The organism is Ruegeria sp. BE3 (genome assembly GCF_056538865.1).
This window is the reverse complement of sequence record NZ_JBQFTW010000001.1, coordinates 846,141-872,403: the sequence shown is the minus strand read 5'-3', so window position 1 is coordinate 872,403 and position 26,263 is coordinate 846,141. Positions and strand designations below refer to the sequence as shown.

The window sequence follows — 26,263 nt, the reverse complement described above, 5'->3', positions numbered from 1 at the left end:
GGGCATGGGGGCTGTGCCCCCAAGAAAACTCACAAGGCGGTCCAACCTCCATCGACCGAAATCGTCGTACCCGTAATCTGCGCAGCCGCATCCGAGCACAGGAAGATCGTCGTACCGCCCAGTTGTTCGATTGTCGCGAACTCTTTTGAAGGCTGCCGCTCCAGCAATACGTTCTTTATGACCTCTTCCCGGGTCATGTTGTATTCTCGCATCGTGTTAGGGATCTGGGAATCTATCAAAGGTGTCAACACATAGCCCGGGCAGATCGCATTGCAGGTGATCGGCTCTTGCGCGGTTTCCAACGCCACGGTTTTGGTCATCCCAACCACGCCATGTTTGGCCGCGATATACGCCGCTTTGAAGGGCGAGGCCGTCAGACCATGGGCCGAGGCGATATTCACGATCCGTCCCCAGCCCGCCGCACGCATCATCGGCAGGGCCGCAGCCGTGGTGTGGAAGGCCGAGTTCATGTTGATCGCAATGACCGCGTCCCACTTGTCAGCCGGAAACTGATCGATCGGATCGACGTGCTGAATGCCCGCATTGTTCACCAGGATGTCACAAGCGCCCGCCTGCTCGATCAGGGCGCGGCACTCGTCACCCTTGGACATATCCGCCTTGATGTAGCGCGCATTGGTGCCCGTCTCCTGCCCGATCTCGGCGGCCAGCGCATGATCCTCGTCTCGGTCGGTGAACGAGTTCAGCACCACATCCGCCCCGGCCTTGGCCAACTCGCGCGCGATGCCCAGCCCGATCCCTGAATTCGACCCCGTGATGACGGCTGTTTTGCCCGACAGACCCATGACATTCTCCCTGCTGGATTTCATTTCGCGCGCACTGTGCCATGCTGCACCTGCAAATAAAACGGGGAATGATGACGGGTTTGTTTCCCGGCTCAGATCTGCATAAAAAAACGCCCGCACGAAGCGGGCGTTAAGTTATTGAGGCAGGTTTCATACAGGCAAGAAACCTATCGAGCAGTGCATCCTTTATAAGCAATTCTTTGCATCCATCCAAGCTAAAAGTTTGATAATAAGAAAAATCATGGCTACGGTGAATCCCAAACAAAATAAGGCCAGAGCAGGATTGTTTCCAAAATGAGCCCCGATTATCTCCGCCCGTTCAGACACGTTATCGCGGGAATCACCTGCATTTTTACTGCCTCTTTGGTTTCTGCAGAATCGGTCCATGGCATAGCTATGTATGGGGACCCGGCCTTACCACCGGATTTTGTGTCGCTGCCCTATGCAAATCCGGACGCGCCGAAGGGCGGTAAAGTCGTGTTCGGAAACACCGGCGCCTATAACAGCCTTAATCCGTTTGTGCAAAAAGGCACGTCACCCTGGCAGTTGCGATTTTGGACCCATGAAAGCCTGATGGGCCGATCCTGGGACGAACCTTTCACTCTTTACGGGTTGTTAGCCGAATCAGTTGAGACGGCCGACGACCGCTCCTGGGTCGAATTCACACTTCGCGAGAACGCCGCATTTTCAGACGGAACCCCCGTGACCGTCGATGACGTGATCTGGTCATACGAGACTTTGGGCACCGAAGGCCACCTGCGCTATCGCGGGCTTTGGGGCAAAATCGACAGCATCGAACAGACCGGGCCGCGCAGCGTGCGCATCACCTTCAACGAACCGGATCGAGAGCTGGCCCTGATCGCCGGTCTACGCCCGATCCTGCGAAAAGCCCAATGGGAGGGGAAGGATTTCGCCGACGCTCCGCTGCAGGATATCCCCATCGGAACCGGGCCTTACGTCATCGATGATTATGAGGCCGGTCGCTATGTCACCCTGCGGCGGAACCCTGACTATTGGGGTGCCGATATCCCGTTCCGCAAAGGCACCATGAACCTTGATGAAATGCTGCTGGAATTCTACGGTGATGCTACGGTTCTGTTCGAGGCGTTCAAGGCCGGAGAACTGACCGCCGTGCGTGAGTTCAACGCCGATAAGTGGGACACCCAGTTCAACTTTCCCTCAGTGCAACGTGGCGATGTCATCAAGACGGAAATCCCACATGGCAAGCCCTCAGGCATGACGGGCTATGTAATGAACACGCGCAAAGCCCCGTTCGACGACTGGCGCGTGCGCGAAGCGCTGACGCTGGCCTTCAATTTCGAATTTATCAACGACACCATCACCGGTGGCGCACAGCCCCGGATTACGTCGTATTTCTCAGGTTCTGATCTGGCCATGCAGCCAGGTCCGGCAACCGGCCGTGTTGCCGAGCTGCTGGAACCCTACGCCGCTGATCTGCCGCCCGGAACGCTTGACGGGTACACCCCGCCAGCGGGCGATGGATCGGCCCGGAACCGTGCCAACATCCGCGCGGCCGCAAACCTGCTGGCTGAAGCAGGCTGGACCATTCAGGACGGTGTCCTGCGCAATGACAAAGGCGAGCCCTTCACCATCACGGTCCTGCTGCAACAAGGCGACAGCGACAATATGACGGCGATGGAGATCTATACCCGCGCGCTGGAACGTCTGGGTATTCAGGTGACAATCGAACAGGTCGACAGCGCGCAATATACAGGGCGCACCTCCGAGCTGGATTTTGACATGACCATCTTCCGCCGCGCGCTGTCGCTTTCGCCGGGCAACGAGCAGCGCCTGTATTGGGGCAGCGAGAATGCGGACACACCCGGTACGCGGAACCTGATGGGCGTCACATCGCCTGCGGTTGATGGTTTGATCGACGCGATGCTGACCTCGGAAAGCCACGAGGATTTCGTTGCCGCCACCCGCGCGCTGGATCGCGTTCTGACTGCCGGGCGCTATGTGATCCCGATTTGGAACTTTGACGTTGGGCGCATCGCCCACGCCAAGGAACTGAAGCACCCAAGCACTTGGCCGATCTATGGCGATGGACCCGAATATATGCCTCAGGTCTGGTGGTATGAGGAATGACACGCTCAAGATGAAATTTGTCTTCGCCGCTAGCGACCATACCGCCAACGAGACCTGCCTGATTTGACCCGAGTCCCGGGTGCGCATTTCAACCCGGTGGTGCCTAAGCCAGATGCCATATATTCGATCGTCCGATACTATAGACATCCGAGACTCTGCACCGCACCGGTTCGCACCAGTGATTTTCCGAGATCATCGCCGCCCTCGACCTGATCTTCGTAGTTTTCGGCGGATTTCAGCACAAGCGGATACGATACCAGTCCTTGTGCAGCTCCACATCGTTGACGCCTACAAATATACATCATCCATAAGTTTTGAGATTCTGGCAGCTATCATCACAAGATGGCTTTACGGATAGGTTCTTGGGGATATACCCTGCACATATACCGACGTTCGTTATAATGCAGATAATTGCTGTATTTATCGGGCATGTTTTACTGAGCTGGCTGTTCAAGCCAGAGGAATTACGGACCGGCCGCCACTCACTAAACAGCAGGTCCGTAGGCCCGTTGCGGTTACGCCGCAGCGGGTTTTTTGCACCCGAATGACCCGATTGCACCCTGCGACATTTTGTCATGTCCGCAGCATCGCGCCTCACTCCGTACGCTGGTTTGGGGGAGAGCAATCCTGAAACACTAACAAAGGAAGGCTCGCAGATGCTGAACTGGGCTGATCTGACGCAAGACTGGGGCGCGTCTTATGCGCGCGCGAAACGCAGGTTTCCAAACCTGCGAGACAGGGATATGGCCCGCGTTGGCGAAGATCGCAAACAGTTCGAGGCCTATCTGGCCGAGCGTCATCACCTGACAGTCAACGAAGCACGCGAAGAGCTTGAGGATTTCCTGTTTACTGAGGCTCTAAACCGCGAGGCTGCCCAGTCTTTAGCTAAGTGAAGTCACCCACAGGATCGTTGCGTCTTCATCACTGACCGAAATGACATTGTGCCCCATGCTGCCATCGTAATAGGCACTGTCGCCCCGACGCATCTCGACGGGTTCATAAAACTCGGTGAACAACCGGACAACACCGGTCAGCACGTACAGAAATTCCTCACCATCATGGCGCACCCAGCCATCAAATTCTTCCATCGATCGCGCACGAACGCGGGCGCGATACGGCAGCATCTGTTTTTTGGTCAGCGTTTCGGCCAATAGCTCATGCTCGTAGGTCGCGGTTGCATGCGCGGCCCCCTCACCCATCTTGGTCACCGCCATGCGACCAATCACCTGATCGCGCTGCGGTGGCGTGAATAGCTGCGGCACCGAGATCTCCAGACCGGTAGCCAGCTTTTTCAGCGCGTCATAGGTCGGAGACATCTGACCGTTCTCGATCTTGCTAAGCGTTGAACGTGCCAGCCCGGCCTGAGTGGCGGCCTGCTCCAACGTCCATTTGCGCGCCTTGCGCAGCTCACGCACCCGCGCACCCAGATCGACAGGCTCCAATTCCTTGCTGTTGCCGTTGTCGCGCGCAATGCGGACGATGGATTTGTGATCATTCGTGCTCATAGCTCTTTCTATAGGGCCAGGCCGCGCCGCTTGCAACGCACGGCACCCGACGGTAGCCGTAGGCCATGTTGTCGATCTTTGATCAGGGACCCTTTGCACCCTGTCCCAACCCCTTCAATCTGGCGGCGCATGTTCTGCGCCATGCAGATGAATGCGCCGGCAAAACGGCCCTGTCCGTTCTTGGCGGTCACTTGGCCCGTGACTGGACCTATGCCGACTTAAAGGCAGCGATCCTTGGCACCGGGGCCGGGTTGCTGGACGCGGGTCTCACGCCCGGAGACATCGTGGTCATGCGGTTAGGCAATACCGTTGATTTCCCGATTGCCTATCTGGGCGCCATCGCAGTGGGCCTTGTTCCGGTCCCGACATCCTCGCAACTGACAGAGGCTGAGACCGCTGGTATCCTGAGCGACCTCAACCCGGCCGCCATCCTGCGCGACCCGGACGTGGCCTGCGCCCCGCATCCGCGTCAGATCACCCTGTTCGACCTGACCGAGATGCGCAGCCTGCCCCCTGCGCGCTTTGAGATGGGGGATCCCGACCGCATGGCCTATGTGGTCTATACTTCGGGCACGTCGGGCAAGCCGCGCGCGGTTGCGCATGCCCACCGGGCGATCTGGGCGCGGCAGATGATGGTTGATGGCTGGTACGGGCTAACGCCATCCGACCGACTGTGCCATGCAGGCGCGTTCAACTGGACCTATACGCTGGGCACCGGGTTGATGGACCCGTGGACCATCGGCGCAACCGCGCTGATCCCTGAACCCGGCACCGATATCGCGGATCTGCCCGCGTTGCTGAATCAGCATCGAGCCACGATCTTCGCCGCCGCGCCGGGCGTCTTTCGCAAGATGTTGCAGGCCCCCGAACGTATGAGCTTGCCCAACCTGCGCCATGGCCTCTCGGCGGGCGAGAAACTGTCGCGTCACCTGCACGAACGCTGGATGCAGAGCACCGGCACCGAACTGTACGAAGCCTACGGCATGTCCGAATGCTCGACCTTTATCTCATCCAGCCCGACCCACCCGGCACGCGGAGAGGCTCTGGGCCAACCACAGCCCGGTCGCCGGATCGCCATCGTTGGGCCTGACGGACCGGTCCCTCAGGGGCAAGAGGGTACAATTGCAATTCATCGCAACGACCCCGGTCTGATGTTGACCTACCTGAACGCACCGGAAGAGGCCGAGGCGCGCATGGCCGGGAACTGGTTCCTGACCGGCGATCAGGGGGCGATGGCAGCAGACGGTCAGATCATCTATCTCGGCCGCGACGACGATATGATGAATGCGGGTGGGTACCGGGTATCTCCGGTCGAGGTCGAGGCGGCACTGTCTACCCACCCCGGCATCACTCAGGTCGGCGCGGCGGCGGTTGAGGTGAAACAGGACAGCTCGATCATCGTTGCCTTCTACACCGGCCCCGAAGAACTGGACGCGGAGGTGTTGCGCGCCTATGTGTCTGACAAGCTGGCGCGCTACAAACAGCCGCGCGCCTTTGTCCATCTGTCCGCCCTGCCTACCGGAGGCAACAGCAAACTCCTGCGCCGCGCCCTGCCGGCCTATTTCAAGGCGACGTCCGAATGACACAGACCGTTAAGCTCGACATCATGTCCGACCCGATTTGCCCCTGGTGCTATATCGGCAAGACCCATCTGGACAAAGCGCTGGCAGAGGTGCCGAACCACCCCTTTGTGATCGAATGGCATCCGTTTCAGCTGAATCCCGACATGCCTGACGCGGGTATGGACCGGCGCGAATACCTTGAACGTAAATTCGGCGGCAAGGACGGTGCCGTCCGCGCCTATGCACCCGTGGTAGAACATGCCGATAACGCTGGTCTGAAAATCGATTTCGAGGGCATGAAACGCACCCCCAACACGCTGGATGCCCACCGGCTGATCCACTGGGCCGGGATCGAGGGCAAACAGAACGCCGTGGTTGACGCGCTGTTCAACGCCTATTTCGTCGAGGCGCGCGATATTGGCGATCATGAGGTTCTGGCAGATATCGCCGACACCGTCGGCATGGATGCCGCCGTTGTACTGAAACTGCTGAAGTCAAACGCCGACCGGGAAGATATCCGCAACCGGGATACGCATTCGCGGCAGATGGGCGTGAATTCGGTTCCGACATTCATCGTGGCCAATCAACATGCGGTTCCTGGTGCGCAACCCCCTGAATTATGGGGGAAAGTGATCGCGGACATCATGTCTCAACTTGAGGCTTCCCCTGCAGAATAGCACATACCTCTGTGCATTCCTGATCTAGTCCAACCCGTTGCACCGTGATAGCGCTGCTGGGAAGGAGCTTCCCATGACCAATCGTATGTCGCGGGGCGAATTCATTGCGCTGGTCGCGATGATGTTCGCCACGATTGCCTTTTCGATCGATTCAATGCTGCCCGCCCTGCCTGAAATCGGGGCAGAGCTCAGCCCCGGTGATCTCAACAAGGCCCAGCTGATCCTGACGTCCTTTGTTCTGGGCATGGGGATCGGCACGTTTTTTACGGGGCCAATCTCGGATGCAGTCGGACGAAAGCCTGTGATCTACGGAGGTGTGGTACTTTACATCCTCGCCTCCGCCGTGGCCTGGGCCAGTTCGTCGCTCGAACTGGTACTGGCGGCGCGGGTGGCTCAGGGGTTGGGCGCAGCTGGTCCGCGCGTTGTGGCAATGGCAATCATTCGTGACCTCTTTGCCGGGCGCGAGATGGCCCGCATCATCTCAATCGCGATGATGATTTTCACTCTGGTTCCTGCGATCGCTCCGCTGCTTGGCGCAGGCGTTATCGCTTTGGTCGGCTGGCGCGGTATCTTCGTGTCATTCATCCTGTTCGCATTGGTCATTGTGATCTGGATGACCGTTCGACTGCCCGAATCCTTAGCACCCGAAAACCGCCGCCCCTTCCGCTTGCCGCTGATGATTGCGGCGGTACAAGAGATGATCGCGCATCCCACCGTCCGCCTGTCGATCATGGTGCAAACGCTTTGCATGGGCCTGCTGTTCACCATGCTGACAATGGTGCAACCGATCTTTGACGTCGTGCATGACCGGGCCGAAAGCTTTCCGTTCTGGTTCGGCTTCGTGGCGTTGATCTCAGGCTCGGCCAGCCTGTTGAACGCGGCGCTGGTCGTCCGTGTTGGCATGCGCCGGATGGTGACCTGGGCCTTGGGAGGGCAAATCCTGATCACCAGCTGCGTCATTTTCCTGAACATGACACCGTTGTCGCCCGACGCCTCGTTCGGCCTGTTCGTGGCCTGGCAAACATCGGTCTTTTTCATGGCGGGTGTGACCATGGGCAACCTGAACGCCATCGCGATGGAGCCGATGGGCCATATCGCAGGTATGGCGGCCTCAGTGATCGGCTCGATCGCCACCGTGCTGGCGGCGGCCATCGCGGCTCCGGTCGGTTTGTTGTTCGATGGTTCGATCACGCCGCTGACAACTGCTGTACTGATCATGTGCATCGTGGGCTTCGGCCTGATGCTGCATATGGGCCGGATTGAAAACAGACTTCTCGCCTGATCTGTGCAGCGCTCCTGAAACGCGCTAACCTGCCTCCCAGACTTGGGAGGGGGTTTTCATGAACGATTACTATGATCTGGGCACATATTCCTGTGCGGTCACGACATCGTCGCCCGAGGCGCAGCTCTGGTTCGATCGCGGGCTGGTCTGGACCTATGGTTATAACCACGACGAAGCGGTCGCCTGTTTCCAAAAGGCCGCCGAACATGACCCCGACTGCGCCATGGCGCATTGGGGCGTCGCCTATGCGGCAGGGCCGAACTACAACCTGCCGTGGGATTTGCGCGACGATCAAAATCAGACCAAATCGTTGGCAATTGCCTATGATGCAATGCAACGGGCAATGTCGCTGCTGGACAAGTGTACCCCGGTTGAACAAGCCCTCATCCGCGCCCTGCCCGCACGATACCCGCAGCGTGATCCGACGGAGGGCATGCACCGATGGGACTACGATTACGCCGACGCGATGCGCGCGGCCTTTGCCGAACAGCCTGACGATCTGGATTTGCGTACGATCTATGTCGAGGCGCTGATGAACCTCACGCCATGGCAGATGTGGGATCTAAAGACCGGTCAACCTGCCGAAGGCGCAGCCACGTTCGAGGCGCAGGAGGCTTTGGAAACCGCGATGGCCAACGATCCGGCGGCCATGTCTCATCCCGGATTGCTTCATCTTTATGTCCATCTGATGGAGATGTCTCCAACGCCAGAAAAGGCCCTGAAGGCGGGGGATATCCTGCGCACTTTGGTACCGGATGCGGGGCATCTGGTGCACATGCCCACCCATATCGACGTGCTGTGCGGCCACTATCAAAACGTTGTCCACTGGAACGAACAGGCCTCGGTCGCCGATCTGAAATATTATGAGCGTGAAGGTGCGTTCAACATCTATACCGGCTATCGCCAGCACAATTATCACTTCACCATCTATGGCGCTCTGTTCCTCGGTCAGATGGAACCGGCCCTGCGCGCCAATCAGGGCCTGTGGGAAACAACGCCCGAGGATATGTTGCGCGTCGAAAGCCCGCCCATGGCGGACTATTTCGAAAGCTACATGTCCATGGGGCCGCATATTCTGATCCGTTTTGGCCGCTGGGAAGAAGCCAAGGCACTGGAATTGCCTGAGGATCCCGACCTGTACCGCACCCTGACCGCGACCACGCATTATGCCCGCGCCATCGCCCATGCCGCGACCGGAGAGGTGACACAGGCCGAAGCAGAAGAGCAACTGTTCCTCGCCGCAAAAACCTGCGTGCCCGAGACCCGCCGCCTGCACAACAATCGGGTCATCGACCTGCTGGAGATCGCAGCGGAAATGCTGCGCGGTGAGATCGAGTATCGCAAAGGCAATTATGAGATCGCTTATGCCCATCTGCGCCGCTCGGTCGAACTGGATGATACGCTGCCCTATGACGAGCCATGGGGATGGATGCAGCCGACCCGCCACGCATTGGGTGCGTTGCTGTTTGAACAGGGCCATATCGCCGAGGCCGAGGCCGTCTATCGCGAAGATCTGGGTCTGGGCGGCACGCTCAGCCGCGCCTCGATCCACCCGGACAATGTCTGGAGCCTGAAGGGCCTACACGATTGCCTAAAGGCGCGCGGAGAGGCGGTGGAAATCCGGCAGATCAAACAACGTCTGGACCTCGCGCTTGCCCGCGCCGACCGCGCAGTTGGAGCATCCTGTTTCTGCGCGCAAGCCGCAATGAGGGCCGCTGAATGAGAATACCTCTTTTGGTGGCCAGCTTGCTGATCGCTGGTCCGGCGCTTGCGCAGCGCCAGACCTTTCCGCCCGTTGACGAGGCGGAACGCGATCCCTCAGTGCTCGCTTTCCGCGAAGACCTGCGGGCAAAGATCGACGCCCGCGATACAGATGCCGTCGTCGCCGCCGCCTGCCCGGATATCTATCTCAGCCATGGCAGCACCGGTGGCCCGGAGGAGTTCCACACCAACCTCACCGTGCCGCCGGAAATACTGGATGAAGAGTTTCAGGACGAAGCCGCTGAGCTTCGCGAATATTACTGGTCGCAATTACAGAAAACGCTTTCCCAACCGGGATATTTCGACGATCAGGGCGAATTCTGGATGCCCCATCATTGGCGGATCACCTTGCCCGCTGCGGTGGACCCATTCACGGCGTTCTTTGTTTCGGGCGAAAGCATCACGCTACGCCAGACTCCATCGCGCGGCGCAGCCATCCTCGCGCTGATCAGCCATGAGATCGTGATCGTCCCTGACTTTCAGCCTGACGAAGAATATCAGAAGATAAGACTGACCGATGGAACATCGGGATATCTGCTCAGCGATTTCTTGACGTCGATGGTCGGTTACCGCGCCGCATTTGTGAAATCCGACGCGGGTGAGTGGCAGCTCTGCACCTTTGTGACTGGGGACTAGGCCTTCGCCTTCTTCTTCTCGGCCACGACCTTTTCGGCCAGATCACGAGCAATGGCAAAAGCCCCTTTGATCTTGTCGCTGTCCTTCTTCCAGTCGCGGCGCACGACGATCTTGTTGTCCTTAACCTTGGCCAGCCCGCGCTGGTTCTGGATGAACTCGACCAGACCTTCGGGCGAGGCGAACTTGTCATTATGGAACTGGATCGTCGCGCCCTTCGGCCCGCCATCCAGCTTGGCAATGCCAGCGCGTTTGCACATCGCCTTGATGCGCACGACCAGCATCAAAGTGTTGACCTCTTTCGGCAGGGTACCGAAGCGGTCGATCAACTCGGCGGCGAACCCTTCCAGCTCGACCTTGGTCGACAGGGACGACAGTCGGCGATAAAGCCCCAACCGCACGTCCAGATCGGGCACGTAATCCTCGGGGATCAGAACCGGTACGCCCAGATTGATCTGTGGTGCCCATTGGTCGTCAGCATCCGACAGGCCTTCCATCTCACCGGCTTTGATCTTGGCAATCGCCTCTTCCAGCATCGACTGATAAAGCTCATAACCCACATCGCGCATCTGGCCCGATTGCTCTTCGCCCAGAAGGTTACCTGCCCCGCGAATGTCGAGGTCCTGAGACGCCAAGGTGAAACCGGCACCCAGCGTATCCAGCGAGCCCAGAACCCGCAGGCGCTTCTCGGCCGCCGCCGTAAGTTTCTGACGCGGCTTGGTTGTCAGATAGGCATAGGCGCGGGTTTTCGAGCGCCCCACCCGCCCCCGAATCTGATAGAGCTGCGCAAGGCCGAACATATCCGCCCGATGCACGACCATCGTGTTCGCAGTCGGAATATCCAGCCCGCTTTCCACAATCGTGGTCGCCAACAGCACATCATATTTGCCGTCATAGAAGGCATTCATCCGGTCATCGAGTTCGCCCGCTGCCATCTGTCCGTGTGCAACCACATAGGTCAGCTCTGGCAACTGCTCCTTCAGGAATTCCTCGATCTCGGGCAAGTCCGAAATGCGCGGCACCACATAGAAACTCTGCCCGCCGCGATAATGCTCGCGCAGCAGCGCCTCACGGATCGTGACCGCATCAAACTCGCTGACATAGGTGCGGATCGCTAGCCGGTCGATGGGCGGAGTGCCGATGATTGAGAGATCACGTACGCCGGTCAGCGACAGTTGCAACGTACGCGGGATCGGCGTGGCGGTCAGCGTCAGGACGTGGACATCCGAACGCAGCTGTTTCAGCCGCTCCTTATGACCCACGCCAAAATGTTGTTCCTCGTCGATGATCAGCAGGCCCAAGTTCTGGAACCGTATGCCTTTGGCCAGCAGCGCATGGGTGCCGATCACGATATCCGCCGTGCCGCGCCCCAGCCCGTCGCGGGTTTGTTGCGCCTCTTTGGCCGAAACAAAGCGCGACAATTGCCGGACCTCCAGTGGGAAGCCGCGGAAGCGATCCTTGAACGAGGCCGCATGTTGACGGGCCAGCAGAGTGGTCGGGGCTATCACAGCCACCTGCACACCGGACATGGCTGCGACGAAGGCAGCACGCATCGCAACCTCGGTCTTACCGAACCCCACGTCACCACAGATCAGACGGTCCATCGGCGCGCCAGAGTGCATATCCTCCATGACTTCCGATATCGCGCGCAGTTGGTCGTCGGTTTCCTGATATGGGAAACGTGCGCTGAACTCCTCCCACGCATGGGGCGGCGGATCCATGACCGGAGCTTTGCGCAAAGCACGTTCGGCAGCGATGCGGATCAGCTTGTCCGCCATCTCGCGGATGCGCTCTTTTAGCTTGGCCTTCTTGGCCTGCCATGCACCGCCGCCCAGACGGTCCAGCAGCCCCTCGTCATGGCCGTATTTCGACAGCAGCTCGATGTTTTCGACCGGCAGGTACAGCTTGGACTGTTCGGCATATTCCAACAGCAGGCATTCATGCGCTGCACCTGCTGCCGTAACGACCTCCATCCCCTGATAGCGGCCAATACCGTGATCCACATGCACCACCAGATCACCGGGGGACAGCGATTGGGTCTCGGTCAGGAAGTTCTCGGCCTTGCGGCGTTTCTTGGGCTGACGGATCAGGCGGTCGCCCAGTACATCCTGTTCAGCGATCACCGTCAGGTCGGGGGTCTCGAACCCGTGCTCCAACGCCCAGACAGCCAGATGCAGTCCGCGTTTCCCAACGCGGGTACCGTCGGTCACAGGGATCGCCTCGGCCAGACCTTCATCCTCGATCAACCCGGTCAGACGTTCGCGCGCGCCTTCGGAATAAGACGCGATCAGCACCGGCCCCTTCGCCATCTTGTCGGTAATATGACTGGCCAGAGCGCCGAACAGGCTGATGCTCTCCTGCTGCCGCTCGGGTGCAAAGTTGCGCCCAATGCGGCCACCCGCATCGATCACACCTGGCCCGCTGGCCTGCGGCAGAGGGCTAAATTGCAGAACGCGGCGGTCACCAACGGCCTGCTCCCACGCGGCGTCATCCAGATACAGCAAACCGGGTGGGGTCGGTTTGTAAACCGTATCCATGCGCGAGCGGTTTTCGAGTGCCAGCTTGCGCGTCTCGTATTGGTCGGAAATCGTATCCCAACGCGCCAGCCGTGCGGGCGTGACCTGATCGTCCAGCGAAACGGAGGCCTCAGGCAGATAATCAAAGAGTGTTTCCAGTTTTTCATGGAAGAACGGCAACCAATGCTCAATGCCCTGGTGCTTACGGCCCGCACTGACCGCCTCATAAAGCGGATCGTCAGTACCGGCCGCGCCGAACTCAATGCGGTAGTTCTGACGGAACCGGGTAATGGCGGCTTCGTCCAGAATGACCTCAGACACCGGGGCGAGTTCGACCACCTCAAGCTTCTCGGTCGTGCGTTGCGACACCGGATCGAACCGACGCGCCCCGTCCAATACATCCCCGAACAGGTCCAGCCGGACGGGGCCGGATTCGCCCGGCGGGAAGATGTCAATAATCCCGCCGCGGATGGCATAGTCACCTGGCTCCATGACGGTCGGGCTTTGGGTGAACCCCATGCGCACCAGGAAATTCCGCAAAGCCTCTTCATCAACCCGATGATCAACACGCGCCGTGAAGGCAGCCTCGCGTAGCACGTCCCGCGCAGGAACCCGCTGTGTCGCCGCATTCAGCGTCGTCAGCAGAACAAACCGAGCCGGCATCTGGTGCACCAGCGCCGCAAGCGTCGCCACCCGTGCGGCCGCTATATCCGCGTTGGGCGATACCCGGTCATAAGGCAGGCAGTCCCAACCCGGAAACACGAAGACCGGCATGTCCGGGGCAAAGAAGGCAAGCGCCGCCCGCATCGCCGCCATCCGCTTGTCATCGCGGGCCACATGAACAACAGGACCACCCGAACGGGCAATCTCGTTCAGGACAAGCTGCGCGTCAAACCCCTCAGGGGCACCGCCAACCGTAACATGGTTCGGAGCCGTCATCGCCTCGTCCTTTCCGATTTTACCAACCCAAAAGGCCAATCGAGAAATTCTGGTACATCCCCCAGAGGGACGTGATCAAGATCGAAATCATCCCAATGATCTGAGTATAGACCCGGCATCGCGTCAGTATCTTGGATACAGTCTCAAGCGTTGGCTCCTGCCGGCGCAACCGCCGAGCCGCCGAGATATTTATCAGCATTACGAAACACAAGGGAAACAGCAGCAGAAACACCGCCTGTGCGAACTCGACACCGTAGAAGAATCCCAGCGTCGCGAGGCCGGTGAAGATGAAACAACTCAGCGCCAGGATAGCCAGACCGGACACATCAACGATATTCAGCAACCGATTCCCATTGATGCGAACGATGTCCAGCAGATCGCGTTCAGTCTGTCCACCAACCCGGCGCGCACGCACCACCAGATCGTAAGGCACCCCCATCGCCCAGTGGCTGACCGAAGACCAAAGCACGGCCAATCCGATCCAATACCATAGGTTCGAGAAGCTACGCATGTCGATGAGTTCGAAAATCGTAGAGTATATGTCCAAGCGTCAGCCCTTTATTCACCGTCTGCAGGGACCTTCATCGCATCGACGCGTCCATTGTTACCCTTGAGACTACGGGCAATTCATGCCACCCAATGTGCGATTATTCAAGGAGAGCGCGCCATGAAACCGACCATCGCCCCCTATCCCCTGACCCGCTTCCGCAGGGCCCGCCAATCGCAGGCGATACGGGGACTGGTGCGTGAGAATACCCTGACGGTCGATGATTTTATCTGGCCGGTCTTTGTGCGCGATGGGGAAGGTATCGAAGAGCCTGTACCGTCGATGCCGGGCGTCGTGCGCCGATCGGTCGACCTGATCGCCAAAGCCGCTGTCGAGGCGCAGGCCCTCGGCATACCGGCGATTTGCGTGTTCCCCTACACTGATCCCAGCTTGAAAACCGAAGATTGCGCCGAAGCCTGGAACCCCGACAACCTGTCCAACCGCGCGATTCGCGCCATCAAGGCGGCGGCTCCGGATATTGCGGTGATGACCGACGTGGCGCTCGATCCCTACAACATCAACGGCCACGACGGCTATGTGGTAGATGGCGAGATCGTGAATGATCAGACGGTCGAAGCGCTGGTGAAAATGACGCTGGCACAGGCCGAAGCCGGGGCCGATATTATCGGCCCCTCAGACATGATGGATGGCCGGATCGGCGCGATGCGCAATGCGCTCGAAGCGGCAGGGCATCACAATGTGATGATCCTCAGCTATGCCGCAAAGTATGCGAGTGCCTTTTACGGCCCGTTCCGTGATGCCGTGGGGGCCTCGGGCGCTTTGACAGGCGACAAGAAGACTTACCAGATGGATCCGGCCAATTCGAACGAGGCCTTACGTCTGATCGAACGCGATCTGACCGAGGGCGCGGATATGGTCATGATCAAACCGGGAATGCCCTATCTGGACATCTGCCGCCGCGTGAAAGACAGCTTTGGCGCGCCAACCTATGCGTATCAAGTGTCTGGTGAATACGCGATGATCCAGGCCGCCGCACAGAACGGATGGATCGACGGCGAAAATGTGATGTTGGAAAGCCTGTTGGCCTTCAAACGCGCAGGCTGTGACGGCATCTTGACCTATTTTGCACCCGAAGCTGCTCGCATTCTGCAAGGCTAACGTCTCAGATTGTCGCGATTTTTCGCCGATTTGCTGCGCCCGCGGCACAGCTTTCCCGTGACAGGCGGCCGCAATCGGCGTATTCTTGCATACAAGATCGGGAATACCCGACATATCAGGCACATATACAGAGACAGAGAAACATGAGCAGTTCAAACTCCCCCCGACTCAGCCGTCGCGGCTTTGCTTTTGGCATGGCCGGGCTGACCCTGACCGCAGCATGCGGCAATGGGGTCGGCAACTCGAATGCGGCCACCATCGACGCGCGTGTCGATGCAACGCTGAACGAAATGTACAACAAGTACCCCAACACCCTTGAGATCGCGAACAAGGCCAACGGAATGCTGGTCATGCCGCTGATCACCGAGGCCGGTTTCATCTTCGGCGGTGCCTATGGTCAAGGAGCGCTGCGTATACAAGGCGCGACCGTGGACTATTACTCGGCCATTTCGGGCAGCGCGGGCCTTCAGATCGGTGCGCAACAATATGCGCATGTGCTGTTCTTCATGACCGACGAGGCGTTGAACGATTTCCGCCGCTCGAACGGTTGGACCGCCGGGGCCGACATCGGTTACGTGGTCGATGCGACAGGAGAATCCCTGTCGACCGACACCACGCAATTACGCAAACCCGTTCTGGCTGCGGTTTTCGGGCAGGCTGGTTTGAAATTCGGCGCGACGGTCGAAGGCACCAAATACACGCGCATCATCCCCTGATACTCAGAGATACCACCCTCCCCCCTCGGACGAGCCCCGCTGCATGTTGTGGCGGGGCTCTGAGTTTCGATGGTTTTCGACGAAGACAGGCGGCATTCCTCTTTCGGTCCGGCTGGGGTTCCAGTAACCTCGGCGAAAATAATGACGCAAAGATTTCGGGGGACAAATGGGTCTGGTTTTTCGCTGGCTGGTGAGACTTACGACAGGCCTGATCCTGCTGGTGATCGCCGCCGTAGGGCTGGTCTATTTCCTGGCAAGCCAATCCCTGCCCGAATACGATCAAACCCTTGACGTAGAAGGAATAACCGCCCCGGTCGAGATTGTACGCGACACGGCGAACGTGCCGCATATCTTGGGTGCTTCCGATCCGGATGTATTTTTTGGCCTTGGATATGCGCATGCGCAGGATCGGTTGTGGCAGATGACCATTCTGCGCCGCACCGTACAGGGCCGTTTGTCCGAAGTTTTTGGGCAACGCACCGTATCCATCGACAAGTTGTTGCGCCGACTGGACCTCTACGGGCTCGCCCATCGCTCGGTCGAGGTGCAGGATGACTATACCAAAGCCGCCCTGCGCGCATATTCAGCCGGGATCAACGCGCGTCTGACCGAAATCAACGAAGAGGCGCTTGGTCGGGGTGCACCCGAGATGTTCCTGTTCAACGCGCCGGTTCCCCCGTGGCAGCCGGGCGACAGTCTAGCGATCATGAAGTTGATGAGCCTGCAACTTTCGGGCCACCTCGCAGACGAAGTTCTGCGTGCGCGTACGTCTCTGATGTTGGACGATCCTGCGCGACTTGCCGACATACTGCCCAACGTCCCCGGCCCCGGTATCGCGGCGTTGCCCGAATACGCGGCGCTGTTCCCAAACCTGCCGCGCTTTGCGCAAGGCACACCGATGCCCGACTCGCCGCTGTCCCCATTCCCGCAGCGTGGTCTGGCGGGCGCATCAAACGCCTGGACCGCCGCGCCGTCCCGCTCAGCTAGTGGTGGCACCTTGCTGGCCAACGATCCGCATCTGGGTTTCACCGCACCCGGCATCTGGTATCTGGCACGGTTGGAGCTGACCAAAGGCGGCGTAATCGGCGCGACCATTCCGGGCATTCCGGCGGTCTCGGCCGGGCGCAGCGAACGTCTGGGTTGGGGGCTGACCTCGTCCTATTTGGATGATCAGGACGTTCACATCGAACAGCTGAACCCCGATAATCCCGAGGAATACCTCACGCCCGACGGCTACAAACGCTTTCAGACCCGCCCCTCGATCATCGAGATCAAGGATACCGCACCAATCACCCTGACCCTGCGCTGGACCGAGAATGGCCCCGTTCTGCCGGGCACCGATTACGATCTGGAAACCATCACACCGCCGGGCCACGTGGCGTCATTGTCGTGGAGCGCATTGAGCCCTCGCGACACGTCGATGAGCGCCTCTCTGGCGCTGATGAACGCTGACACGGTGCGCGAAGCCATTGATCTGGGTGAAGATTTCATTGCCCCATCGCAAAACCTGTCGCTGGTCGACAAAGACACGATCGGCCTGAAATTGATCGGAGCGATGCCCCGGCGCGACCTGAATCATCAAAGCCGCGGTCGTATTCCCTCTCCCGGCTGGCTGGAACGGAACCGCTGGCAGGGTCGTCTGCCCTATACTGATAACCCTGAGTTTGTGGCCCCGGTCGGCGGCGTGCTCGGCAACACGAATAACAAGATCATTGACCGCCCCTTTCCGCGACACGTTTCCTATGAATGGGGCGACACCCAGAGGATCAATCGCTGGGAACGCCTCATGCAGTCGCGCGAAGTGCACACCCGCGACAGCTTTATCGAAGCGCAACTGGATACGGTCAGCTTCACGGCGCGGTCCCTGCTACCACTGATCGGTGCCGACCTCTGGTTCACGGGCGAATCCGCGCCCGAAGACACCCCCAAACGGCAACGTCAGATTGCGCTGGACCTGCTGGCCAACTGGAACGGTGAGATGAACGAACATCTGCCGGAACCGCTGATCTACGCCGCGTGGCTGCGCGCGTTGCAGATCCGCCTAATCACGGACGAACTCGGCCCGCTTGCTACGGAATTCAAGCACGTGGACCCCCTCTTCATCGAGCGGGTTTACCGCGATATCGATGGTGCGTCGGTCTGGTGCGACGTACATCAAAGCGCACCGCTTGAGACCTGTACTGACATGGCGCGGCTAGCACTGGACGACGCCATTATCTGGATTTCCGAGCGCTATGGCTCTGCGCTTGAGTCCTTGCGTTGGGGCGATGCGCATCAGGCAACCCATGACCACCCCGTGTTGGGTGACGTTCCGGTGCTGCGATTCTTCGTCAACATCCGTCAATCCACCAGCGGTGGCGACAACACTCTGCTGCGTGGACGCACCTCAGGCGAAGGGCCGGACCCGTTCCAGAACGTGCATGGTGCAGGCTATCGTGGCGTTTACGATTTCGCCGATCCCGACAGTTCGGTCTTTATCACCGCGACCGGGCAATCAGGCCATTTCCTGTCGCGCTACTACGACGATCAGGCGCAGCTGTGGCGGAGGGGGGAATATATCCCGATGTCGCTGGACATTGGGCTTGCCCGCGCTGCAGCCGTCGGGGTGACCGTGCTCAACCCGCGCTAATCAAATCGGCAAATCCCCGCCCCTTTCTGCGCCACTCGTGGACGCACTCATTCGTTTTCGCCTAAAATCATCAGGCCGTCGCATTGTACGAAGGGGGAAATGCATGGGCAGCCTTCGCGATACCTTGAACAATCTCGCACGTGATTATGCCATCGCCTGGAGTTCGGGCGATCCTGAATCCGTCGCTCGTTTCTTCGCCCCTGAAGGCCGGATCACCATCAATCACGGCGAAACTCTGCAGGGCCATGCAGCAATCGCTGAGATGGCGCGCGCATTGTACGCAGAGTTTCCCGATCTCGAAGTGCGTTGCGACATGATGCGATGGGCCGGACCGCATGCTCTGTTCGTCAGAACGCTCGAAGGGCATCACAAAGCCACCGGAAACCGTGTTGTCACGCGCGGTTGGGAGCAATGGGAACTAACGCCGGACAATAAGATCCAAAGCTCATCGGAATGGTTTGATGCGGACGAGCGTCAAAGCCAGATTGACGGAACCTAAAGCGCTGCGAAACGCGCCGCTTGTTTGTCGGTCCAGAGCACGGTGATCTCAAAACCTTCTTCGGTCTGTTCCTCTGATCGCACGACATCCTGACGGAACAGCCATGCACGCTTTTGGCCCTCGGCAAAGCCCAATGACAGCGTCACCTCATGCCGCGCGCCCTGCAGAATCGTTGCAATTTCAGAGAGCAGAGGATCAACGCCCTCGCCCGTCACGGCCGATATCGCAAAGATTGCCGGATCGCGCTCAGCCCGTGCCGTCGCGGCTTCGCGTTCGTCGGGGCTCAGCAAGTCGATCTTATTCCAGACCTCAAGCCGGGGCCGATCATCCTCGACCCCCAGAGAGGTCAGGATCGTCTCAACATCCTGCGCCTGTGCATCCGTCTCTTCGTGGCTGATATCGCGGACATGCACGACCAGATCTGCGCCCAGCACCTCTTCTAACGTGGCGCGGAAGGCGGCGACCAACTCAGTTGGCAGGTTTGAGATAAAACCCACCGTGTCGGACAGGATCACTTCGGGGCCGTCCGGCAGCTCAACCCGCCGCATGGTCGGGTCGAGCGTGGCGAACAGCATGTCCTTGGCCATCACTTCGGCCCCGGTCAGACGGTTGAATAACGTGGACTTCCCGGCGTTGGTGTATCCGACCAGAGCGACTATCGGGTACGGAACCTTGGCTCGCGCGGCCCTGTGCAAGGTGCGTGTCTTCACCACTTTCTGCAACTGGCGGCGCAGGCGGACCAGTTGTTCGTCGATGGCGCGCCGGTCAGCCTCAATCTGGGTTTCGCCGGGTCCGCCGACAAACCCAAGGCCACCACGCTGGCGTTCCAGGTGGGTCCAGGCCCGCACCAGCCGCGTACGCTGATAGCTGAGAGCGGCCATCTCGACCTGCAGCACACCTTCTCGGGTACGCGCACGGTCGCTGAAGATTTCCAGAATCAAGCCAGTTCGGTCGAGGATTTTAACCTTCCACGCCTTCTCCAAATTGCGCTGCTGAACCGGCGTCACCGGCCCATCGATCAGAACCAGCTCGATCTCATTGTCGTGCAGGCGTTCTGCCAGTTCTTCGATCTTGCCGCTGCCGAACAACAATCCGGCTTGCGCGCGCGGCAGGCGCACGATCTCAGACCCGACCACATCCAGATCGGGCAAAGCGGCAGCCAATGCCACCGCTTCTTCCAGCGCCGGTTCGGGGACGCGGCGCTGTTCATCTGATTTGATTTCGGGATGCAGCACCCAAGCGCGGGTGCGCGCCCTCTCATGTTCCATCAAGAGGCGTCTTCGCCCTCATACAGGTTGATCGGCTGTGACGGCATGATGGTCGAAATCGCGTGCTTATAGACCAACTGCGACTGTCCGTCGCGGCGTAGAAGCACGCAGAAATTGTCGAACCAGGTGATCACACCCTGCAATTTCACGCCGTTGATCAGGAATATTGTGACCGGGACCTTTGCTTTCCGTACATTGTTCAGGAACGCGTCCTGCAGATTCTGTCTGTCCGAAGCCATATTTTATTATCTCGCCATTGTTCTTGCTACGCGCTGCGGACCAACGCGCTCCCTCTGGGGGAGTATGGAGTGCCGCGCACAGATATTCCAGATGAAAAATCAGGCAGTAACGCCAACCGTTGACGATAGGTCAATCGCGCCACAGGGTGGGCGTGATCAGCGCAACGATGGCCAGCGTCTCAAGTCGGCCGATCACCATCGCCGCGCAAAGCGTCAGCTTGGCCCCGCCGGACAGGTCGATCAGGCGGATCGGAACGTCCGTTGCCAGCTCGATCAACGGCCCCGTCGTGCTGAGTGCGGCCACGCTCAGCACCATTGCCTGTTCAAACCCGACCCCCATCGCGGCCAGCAAAAGGTCAAACATCGCCAGCGTCAGAGCGAACATCATCAGGAAGATCCACGCGATGAAGGCACCGTCGCTTTGGATGCGGCGGTTTCCCCCGCCCTCGCCACTTACCGATGAGGGATAGATCAGCCGGTCAATCTCACGCTTGCCATTGAGGTAGAGCGCAAAGACACGCAACAGCTTCACCCCGCCTGCGGTGGTTGCAACCCCGCCCCCGATCAGTGCCAGCCCCATCAGGATCAGCCCCGGCGTGCCCAGGCCCGAGAGTTGCTGCGCATCATTCCAGTTTGCACTCTCAAACCCTGCCGTGGTCAGGAACGACATCGCAGTAAAGATCATGCCCCAGATCACCTGCAGCGCCTGCAGCGGAGTGACATCAATGCTCAGTTCCGCCACGCCCGACAAAAACCGCAGGAACAGCAGCACGGCCACGGCAAGCACGATTGAAACGCCGATGCGAAGCTCGGGGTCTTTGTCCAACCGGGTATAGCCCGAGGTGGCCGTGTCGGTTGAGAATGTCAGCCGTGACAGGGCGAAGAACAGAAAGAGAAACAGGATCGCCTCCCCTGTGAAGCCAGCTGTCGACCCCTCCAACCCTCCGACAGGCGAGATGCCCGACGTCGCCATCACCGACATCGCATGGCAAACGGCTGTCAGACCTTGCTCCCCCGCGATCAGCAACAGAATCCAGATTACAGCGGTTAGCCCGGCATAGACCGGGGTCAGCGTACGCGTCACGCGGATCAGATGCCCACGCGGGTCCATCTTTTCGCTTTGCGCCACGCCCGTCACCGGGCGGCCCGGCTGTCCGCGCGCAGTGACCTCGAACCCTCCCAGCGACAGCGGGGCAAGGATCGCCGCCGCTGCAATCCACATCAGCAGACCACCCAGCCAACCCACCAGAGCGCGCCACAGATGCAGTGGTGCAGACAGGCGCCCGGGATCAGGAAACAGATCAGCCCCGGTGGTGGTGAGCGCACTGACCATATCGAAATAGGCGTTCAGAAAGCTCGTCGTGCCAAGCGCCTCATGGAATGGGATAGCCAGAAAAACCGGCAGGATCGTGAACGAGGCCAGCAGAACGGCCAACTGGCCCAGCGTCCCGCGTCGCGGTGTTCTGTTCGACATCGCCACGGCAATGATCGACACCACAAACAGGCCCAGAAGCCCGGAATAAAAGAATGATCGCGAGGTATGGTGATCATCCAGTGTCAGCGCGTAGATCGCTGGTATCCACATCGCAAGCGCCGAAACGCCCCAGATCATCAGAAGCAACGGCAGCCGCCGCAGCACTCCGACCCGATGCTGTCCGCGCGCTTGCAACATCAGAAGAAATCGATCGAGACCTGCATCAGGCGTTCCACCTCGGGTACGTCCTTGGCCATCGCAAAGATGGCGACCACGTCTTTTTCATCAATGCGAAGGCTGCCGGTCGGGCGCACCACTTCGTCGCCCTTACGTACCGCTCCGACCAGAACGCCTTCGGGGAAATCGATGTCACGCAGTTTTTGCCCGGCCATCGGTGAGGTTGAGAGCACCTCGGCCTCGATTACTTCGGCCTCGGCATCGCCGATAGAATAGACCTGACGAACGCGCCCGTGGCGGATATGGCGCAAGATCGAGCTGACGGTCGTGGCGCGCGGGTTGATATAGGCGTCGATGCCCAACGGGCCCATCAGCGCCACCATGCTGGGGTCATTGATCAATGCAATGGCCAGAGCGCAGCCCTCGCCCTTGGCACGCACGGCGGCCAGCATGTTGGTACGATCATCATCCGTAACCGCAAGCATCGCATCCGCGCGTTCGATCCCCGCCTCGCTCAGCAGTGCCGAATCCAGACCGTCGCCGTTCAGAACGATCGTCCGTTCCAATGCTTCAGCGGCGATTTCAGCGCATCTGCGATCACGTTCGATAATCTTTGCACGCACACGGCTTTCGCGTTCTTCCAGCGTCCGGGCCACTTCCAGCCCGACATTGCCGCCCCCAACGATCACGACCCGATCCTGCTGGCGTTGCGCTTTGCCAAACACCTCCATCGTGCGGTCGACATCCTTGACGCTGGTGAAGACATAGCATTCGTCGCCAACAAACAGCTGATCATCCGGTTCGGGGGCAAACAGCGACCCTTCGCGCCGGACGCCCACAACGATGGAACTCAGGGTCGAGAACAGGTCGGTCAGCTGACGCAGAGGCGTATTCACAATCGGGCAGTCCTCATCGACCCGAATGCCCAACAGCTGCGCCTTACCATCCATGAACAGTTCGGTGTCAAAAGCCGATGGGGCCGAGAGGCGCCGCATGGCCGCTGCCGCGACCTCGCGTTCGGGGCTGATCACAACATCAATGGGCAGATGATCGCGGCGGTAGAGATCGGAATGGATTGCCTCCAGATAGGATTTCGAGCGCAGCCGCGCGATCTTGCGCTGGATCGCAAACACCGAATGCGCCATCTGACAGGTGACCATATTCACCTCGTCCGAATGGGTTGCGGCGATGATCATATCGGCGTCACGCGCCCCTGCCCGTTCCAGCACATCCGGATAGCTGGCGAACCCTGCAATGCCCTGCACGTCCAGCGTCTCGGTCGCGCGGCGCACCAGATCGGGGTTGTTATCGACCACCGTCACATCGTTCAGCTCGCCCGAAAGATGACGCGCAATCTGCCAGCCCACCTGACCGGCACCGCATATGATGACCTTCATACAATTGGCCCCTCTGCCTGAAATCTTTGAATGACAGATGCCCCCAAAGCGGTCAATTGAATTGTCATACCGCATAAGCTGCGGCAAGATAAGCGCATGAAAACATTGCTGCCCGGCCTGATTTGCCTGCTGACCCTTTCTGCTTGCGGACCACTGTCGCTTTATTACCGCGAGGGCGAGAGCGTCGCGCGCATGCAGACCGAGACCACCGCCTGTCAGGTGCAGGCACTGAAAGACGCCCCCGTCGCCAATCAGGTCCGGCAGAGCCCGCCGGTCTATTGGCCCGGTCGCACCTATTGCGACCGCAATGGCAGATGCTATCGAAATCCGGGCTGGTGGGAGCCGGGACGGATTTACACGGTCGATGTGAATCAGGGCCTGCGAAACAAGGTCGAGGCGCAGTGTATGGCCTCAAAAGGGTATCGCCCGGTCAGCCTGTCACCCTGCAAACAAGGGGTGAAATCGCGGGTTGTGCCCACTCGGACGACCACATTTCCGCCCTTGAGCACCGAGTCCTGTTTCGTGAAGTTTGACGATGGCTCGTTCCAGATCATCACGCCGGGGCAAACGGGATAGTCCTCAGCCGCTAGTCGCTGACCATAGCGCGGCGCAGTCCAAGAAAGATGTGCAGCATCATTGCTATGGCATAGAACCCGACAACAGCCCCGAACATCGCCGTTTCATCAATACCCACAAGGATCGCCAGCAGAACCGGAGTGCCCAGCAGGTTTCCGGCATTTCCCATCTGCGCCATTCCACCATAGCTAAGCGCCTGCGCCTCGGCCGTGTCATTGAGCTGAGGTACCGCAGCAAAACTGCCGCCCTGAACCAGCCCCAACACGGCAAACAAGGCAATACCGACAACCGCCAGCGGTGCCCCGATAAACAAGGCCCCGATGCTCACTATGCCCAGACCAAAGCCTAGATTAACAACGGTGACACAGGAAAAGACATTCAGAAGCAGCGGCACCAACAGCCAGGACAGCGCAATCCCAGCCAAAGGCATCAATGCCGCAACCGACGCGCCCTGCCCCTCAGGCAACTGTCCCGGCAGAATCGCAAGCAGCGAAACAAAGGTCAGCGTATAGAAGAACCACCCGATCGCGGGCGCCGAAATAAAGGGTGAGCGGTAGGTTCTGACATGAGCCTCAAGAAACGCAGCCAATCCACGGCTTCTTTCCTCAATCGATCCCATCTCGATCTTGATCCGGCTCAGCGCGATCATTGCGGCGATCAACAGCATCAGGGCTCCGTGCAGGGCGAAATAGGTGGGCAGTCCGAAACGGTCTACAATCGGCAGGCCGAACCACGCATTCAGCGCGAAGGCGACACCAAAGAAGGTGCTCCACAACACCATCGCCAGATTGCGCGCCTTGCCGGTGGTGATCTGGGCAATCAGCGTGGGGGCCGCGACAACGATTGCCAGATGCGACGCCCCTTCGACGACGCGACTTGCCAGCATCATTTGGAATCCCGGCAGACTCGCCTGCAGCAAAGACAAAGCACCGCCCAGAACCAGCCCGGACAAGAGCAGACGCATCGGCCCAACCCGGGCAGTGATCGCGCCCGAGGTCGCCCCGAACACCGCACCCATCAGGCTGATGATCGACAGTGACCAGCCGATCACCGCGGATTGCTCGGGATACAGCAGGCTGATTTCGGCGAAAGGTACAGCGATCTTGGCGAATTGCGTGGCAGCACCAAGCCCTGCAAACCAGATCAGCATGACCTGCGCAAATCTCAGGTAAGGAAATGTCATGTTCCGGGTCTAACCCGCCCGGCTGCGCGCGGGAACGCATAAATTATGCGACTTGCCCCCGCGATCCGCTGACCAGACGAACCGGGGTGCCATCGGCCAGATACAGCCGCTCCCAAACGATCTGGCCTGCACTGATCCTGATACGGTCATGCACGGCCTCTGAGGTCAGAAAGGCCTTGGGTGCGGGCGTGTGCATGTCCCACCAACCTTCGCTTTGCAGCTCTGCTTCAGCCTGCCGGATCTCGTCCGTCGCAAACTGCCAGAGCGAGACGCCCAGCAGAGCATTCTGCGAGGTTTTCCAATCTCGGGCCCGGCTGGCCGAATAGGCCAGACAGGTATGGCTGGCCTCCTCAACCAAATGAACGCAGTCAGTCGATTGGGCCACCAGCCGTTTCAGCGCTGAATCCTGAACGCGCACTGGGGCCAGAACTGAGAAAACGCCCTGCTGTATCTCTGCCGAAGGGGTGTGAGCCCCGCTCTCCCACCTCGAAATCGTGGCCTGATCCACTTCCAGCATATCAGCCAAAGCGGATTGCTTGAGGCCAACCGACCGGCGAAGCCGTCTAAGCCTGCGACCAAATGCAGGATAGCCGATGGGCCCTGTACCATCGGCTTTTGCATACCTGCTGATCAATTGCTTCGCCTTGGTCGC

General features: G+C 59.4%; 22 protein-coding genes. 12 read left to right on the top strand and 10 right to left on the bottom strand.

What is annotated here, in order from left to right:
- Window positions 1-29: 29 nt before the first annotated feature.
- Window positions 30-803: a 3-hydroxybutyrate dehydrogenase gene (locus ACR0AZ_RS04320; protein ID WP_480471893.1), complete on the bottom strand. Its 774-nt coding sequence runs from the start codon at window positions 801-803 to the stop codon at window positions 30-32.
- A 294-nt stretch (window positions 804-1,097) separates the two neighbouring features.
- On the opposite strand from ACR0AZ_RS04320, the gene ACR0AZ_RS04315 reads away from it, so the two are divergent.
- A complete protein-coding gene (locus ACR0AZ_RS04315) occupies window positions 1,098-2,912 on the top strand; it encodes an extracellular solute-binding protein (RefSeq protein WP_480469666.1) in 1,815 nt (604 codons plus the stop codon).
- Window positions 2,913-3,487: 575 nt separating this feature from the next.
- The gene (locus ACR0AZ_RS04310) at window positions 3,488-3,805 is read left to right on the top strand and encodes a hypothetical protein (protein ID WP_480469665.1); all 318 of its coding nucleotides are present in this window, start codon (window positions 3,488-3,490) and stop codon (window positions 3,803-3,805) included.
- On the opposite strand, the gene ACR0AZ_RS04305 is transcribed toward ACR0AZ_RS04310, so the two are convergent.
- The gene (locus ACR0AZ_RS04305) at window positions 3,794-4,417 is read right to left on the bottom strand and encodes a helix-turn-helix domain-containing protein (protein WP_480469664.1); all 624 of its coding nucleotides are present in this window, start codon (window positions 4,415-4,417) and stop codon (window positions 3,794-3,796) included. The two genes, ACR0AZ_RS04310 and ACR0AZ_RS04305, sit on opposite strands and share 12 nt — an antisense overlap.
- Window positions 4,418-4,482: 65 nt before the next feature.
- Here ACR0AZ_RS04305 and ACR0AZ_RS04300 point away from each other — a divergent pair, with 65 nt between their 5' ends.
- The 5 genes from ACR0AZ_RS04300 (at window position 4,483) to ACR0AZ_RS04280 (ending at window position 10,335) form a co-directional block, all read left to right on the top strand.
- Entirely contained in the window at window positions 4,483-6,000 is a 1,518-nt protein-coding gene (locus tag ACR0AZ_RS04300; RefSeq protein WP_480666848.1) for a class I adenylate-forming enzyme family protein, read from the top strand.
- Window positions 5,997-6,656 carry a DsbA family oxidoreductase gene (locus tag ACR0AZ_RS04295; protein WP_480469662.1) on the top strand — a complete coding sequence of 220 codons (660 nt, stop codon included), beginning with the start codon at window positions 5,997-5,999 and terminating at the stop codon, window positions 6,654-6,656. The genes ACR0AZ_RS04300 and ACR0AZ_RS04295 overlap by 4 nt, the downstream gene beginning before the upstream one ends.
- Window positions 6,657-6,729: 73 nt before the next feature.
- Window positions 6,730-7,938 carry an MFS transporter gene (locus ACR0AZ_RS04290; RefSeq protein ID WP_480469661.1) on the top strand — a complete coding sequence of 403 codons (1,209 nt, stop codon included), beginning with the start codon at window positions 6,730-6,732 and terminating at the stop codon, window positions 7,936-7,938.
- A gap of 58 nt (window positions 7,939-7,996) precedes the next feature.
- Window positions 7,997-9,661: a tetratricopeptide repeat protein gene (locus ACR0AZ_RS04285; RefSeq protein ID WP_480666846.1), complete on the top strand. Its 1,665-nt coding sequence runs from the start codon at window positions 7,997-7,999 to the stop codon at window positions 9,659-9,661.
- Window positions 9,658-10,335 carry an SH3 domain-containing protein gene (locus tag ACR0AZ_RS04280; RefSeq protein ID WP_480666845.1) on the top strand — a complete coding sequence of 226 codons (678 nt, stop codon included), beginning with the start codon at window positions 9,658-9,660 and terminating at the stop codon, window positions 10,333-10,335. Before ACR0AZ_RS04285 ends, ACR0AZ_RS04280 begins: the two co-directional genes overlap by 4 nt.
- Here the strand turns inward: ACR0AZ_RS04280 and mfd are convergent.
- Together mfd and ACR0AZ_RS04270 are read right to left on the bottom strand one after the other, a co-directional pair.
- Entirely contained in the window at window positions 10,332-13,787 is a 3,456-nt protein-coding gene (mfd, locus tag ACR0AZ_RS04275; RefSeq protein WP_480666844.1) for a transcription-repair coupling factor, read from the bottom strand. The two genes, ACR0AZ_RS04280 and mfd, sit on opposite strands and share 4 nt — an antisense overlap.
- Before the next feature lie 19 nt (window positions 13,788-13,806).
- Window positions 13,807-14,334 carry a component of SufBCD complex gene (locus ACR0AZ_RS04270; protein WP_480469657.1) on the bottom strand — a complete coding sequence of 176 codons (528 nt, stop codon included), beginning with the start codon at window positions 14,332-14,334 and terminating at the stop codon, window positions 13,807-13,809.
- Between the two features lie 120 nt (window positions 14,335-14,454).
- Here ACR0AZ_RS04270 and hemB point away from each other — a divergent pair, with 120 nt between their 5' ends.
- The 4 genes from hemB to ACR0AZ_RS04250 all read left to right on the top strand — a co-directional run bounded on the left by hemB (window position 14,455) and on the right by ACR0AZ_RS04250 (window position 19,297).
- On the top strand, window positions 14,455-15,453 hold the full coding sequence (gene hemB, locus ACR0AZ_RS04265; protein WP_480666842.1) for a porphobilinogen synthase: 999 nt from the start codon (window positions 14,455-14,457) through the stop codon (window positions 15,451-15,453).
- Window positions 15,454-15,596: 143 nt separating this feature from the next.
- On the top strand, window positions 15,597-16,169 hold the full coding sequence (locus ACR0AZ_RS04260; RefSeq protein ID WP_480469655.1) for a lipid-binding SYLF domain-containing protein: 573 nt from the start codon (window positions 15,597-15,599) through the stop codon (window positions 16,167-16,169).
- 166 nt (window positions 16,170-16,335) lie between these two features.
- On the top strand, window positions 16,336-18,798 hold the full coding sequence (locus ACR0AZ_RS04255; protein ID WP_480666840.1) for a penicillin acylase family protein: 2,463 nt from the start codon (window positions 16,336-16,338) through the stop codon (window positions 18,796-18,798).
- A gap of 103 nt (window positions 18,799-18,901) precedes the next feature.
- Complete coding sequence (locus tag ACR0AZ_RS04250; protein WP_480666839.1) at window positions 18,902-19,297, top strand: nuclear transport factor 2 family protein; 396 nt, start codon at window positions 18,902-18,904, stop codon at window positions 19,295-19,297.
- On the opposite strand, the gene hflX is transcribed toward ACR0AZ_RS04250, so the two are convergent.
- The 4 genes from hflX to trkA all read right to left on the bottom strand — a co-directional run bounded on the left by hflX (window position 19,294) and on the right by trkA (window position 23,852).
- Entirely contained in the window at window positions 19,294-20,565 is a 1,272-nt protein-coding gene (gene hflX / locus ACR0AZ_RS04245; RefSeq protein WP_480666838.1) for a GTPase HflX, read from the bottom strand. The genes ACR0AZ_RS04250 and hflX overlap by 4 nt on opposite strands.
- Window positions 20,565-20,804 (bottom strand): RNA chaperone Hfq, encoded by a 240-nt coding sequence (gene hfq, locus ACR0AZ_RS04240; RefSeq protein WP_005982826.1) that lies wholly within the window; start codon window positions 20,802-20,804, stop codon window positions 20,565-20,567. Before hfq ends, hflX begins: the two co-directional genes overlap by 1 nt.
- Window positions 20,805-20,934: 130 nt before the next feature.
- The gene (locus ACR0AZ_RS04235; protein WP_480469651.1) at window positions 20,935-22,476 is read right to left on the bottom strand and encodes a TrkH family potassium uptake protein; all 1,542 of its coding nucleotides are present in this window, start codon (window positions 22,474-22,476) and stop codon (window positions 20,935-20,937) included.
- Window positions 22,476-23,852, bottom strand: a complete 1,377-nt coding sequence (gene trkA, locus ACR0AZ_RS04230; protein ID WP_480469650.1) for a Trk system potassium transporter TrkA — start codon at window positions 23,850-23,852, stop codon at window positions 22,476-22,478. The genes ACR0AZ_RS04235 and trkA overlap by 1 nt, the downstream gene beginning before the upstream one ends.
- A 96-nt stretch (window positions 23,853-23,948) precedes the next feature.
- Here trkA and ACR0AZ_RS04225 point away from each other — a divergent pair, with 96 nt between their 5' ends.
- Window positions 23,949-24,428, top strand: coding sequence for a hypothetical protein (locus ACR0AZ_RS04225; protein ID WP_480666837.1), 480 nt, complete (start codon window positions 23,949-23,951; stop codon window positions 24,426-24,428).
- 10 nt (window positions 24,429-24,438) lie between these two features.
- On the opposite strand, the gene ACR0AZ_RS04220 is transcribed toward ACR0AZ_RS04225, so the two are convergent.
- On the bottom strand, window positions 24,439-25,611 hold the full coding sequence (locus ACR0AZ_RS04220; protein ID WP_480469648.1) for an MFS transporter: 1,173 nt from the start codon (window positions 25,609-25,611) through the stop codon (window positions 24,439-24,441).
- A 43-nt stretch (window positions 25,612-25,654) separates the two neighbouring features.
- Window positions 25,655-26,245: a helix-turn-helix transcriptional regulator gene (locus ACR0AZ_RS04215; protein ID WP_480469647.1), complete on the bottom strand. Its 591-nt coding sequence runs from the start codon at window positions 26,243-26,245 to the stop codon at window positions 25,655-25,657.
- Window positions 26,246-26,263: the final 18 nt, after the last annotated feature.

Coding starts and splice junctions, on each gene's coding strand:
- ACR0AZ_RS04300 (WP_480666848.1), top strand. CDS start 4,483: ATGTTGTCGATCTTTGATCAGGGACCCTTTGCACCCTGTCCCAACCCC.
- hfq (WP_005982826.1), bottom strand. CDS start 20,804: ATGGCTTCGGACAGACAGAATCTGCAGGACGCGTTCCTGAACAATGTA.
- ACR0AZ_RS04255 (WP_480666840.1), top strand. CDS start 16,336: ATGGGTCTGGTTTTTCGCTGGCTGGTGAGACTTACGACAGGCCTGATC.
- ACR0AZ_RS04295 (WP_480469662.1), top strand. CDS start 5,997: ATGACACAGACCGTTAAGCTCGACATCATGTCCGACCCGATTTGCCCC.
- ACR0AZ_RS04250 (WP_480666839.1), top strand. CDS start 18,902: ATGGGCAGCCTTCGCGATACCTTGAACAATCTCGCACGTGATTATGCC.
- ACR0AZ_RS04220 (WP_480469648.1), bottom strand. CDS start 25,611: ATGACATTTCCTTACCTGAGATTTGCGCAGGTCATGCTGATCTGGTTT.
- ACR0AZ_RS04305 (WP_480469664.1), bottom strand. CDS start 4,417: ATGAGCACGAATGATCACAAATCCATCGTCCGCATTGCGCGCGACAAC.
- ACR0AZ_RS04235 (WP_480469651.1), bottom strand. CDS start 22,476: ATGTTGCAAGCGCGCGGACAGCATCGGGTCGGAGTGCTGCGGCGGCTG.
- ACR0AZ_RS04315 (WP_480469666.1), top strand. CDS start 1,098: ATGAGCCCCGATTATCTCCGCCCGTTCAGACACGTTATCGCGGGAATC.
- ACR0AZ_RS04280 (WP_480666845.1), top strand. CDS start 9,658: ATGAGAATACCTCTTTTGGTGGCCAGCTTGCTGATCGCTGGTCCGGCG.
- ACR0AZ_RS04285 (WP_480666846.1), top strand. CDS start 7,997: ATGAACGATTACTATGATCTGGGCACATATTCCTGTGCGGTCACGACA.
- hemB (WP_480666842.1), top strand. CDS start 14,455: ATGAAACCGACCATCGCCCCCTATCCCCTGACCCGCTTCCGCAGGGCC.
- ACR0AZ_RS04310 (WP_480469665.1), top strand. CDS start 3,488: ATGTCCGCAGCATCGCGCCTCACTCCGTACGCTGGTTTGGGGGAGAGC.
- ACR0AZ_RS04260 (WP_480469655.1), top strand. CDS start 15,597: ATGAGCAGTTCAAACTCCCCCCGACTCAGCCGTCGCGGCTTTGCTTTT.
- ACR0AZ_RS04320 (WP_480471893.1), bottom strand. CDS start 803: ATGGGTCTGTCGGGCAAAACAGCCGTCATCACGGGGTCGAATTCAGGG.
- trkA (WP_480469650.1), bottom strand. CDS start 23,852: ATGAAGGTCATCATATGCGGTGCCGGTCAGGTGGGCTGGCAGATTGCG.
- ACR0AZ_RS04290 (WP_480469661.1), top strand. CDS start 6,730: ATGACCAATCGTATGTCGCGGGGCGAATTCATTGCGCTGGTCGCGATG.
- ACR0AZ_RS04225 (WP_480666837.1), top strand. CDS start 23,949: ATGAAAACATTGCTGCCCGGCCTGATTTGCCTGCTGACCCTTTCTGCT.
- mfd (WP_480666844.1), bottom strand. CDS start 13,787: ATGACGGCTCCGAACCATGTTACGGTTGGCGGTGCCCCTGAGGGGTTT.
- hflX (WP_480666838.1), bottom strand. CDS start 20,565: ATGGAACATGAGAGGGCGCGCACCCGCGCTTGGGTGCTGCATCCCGAA.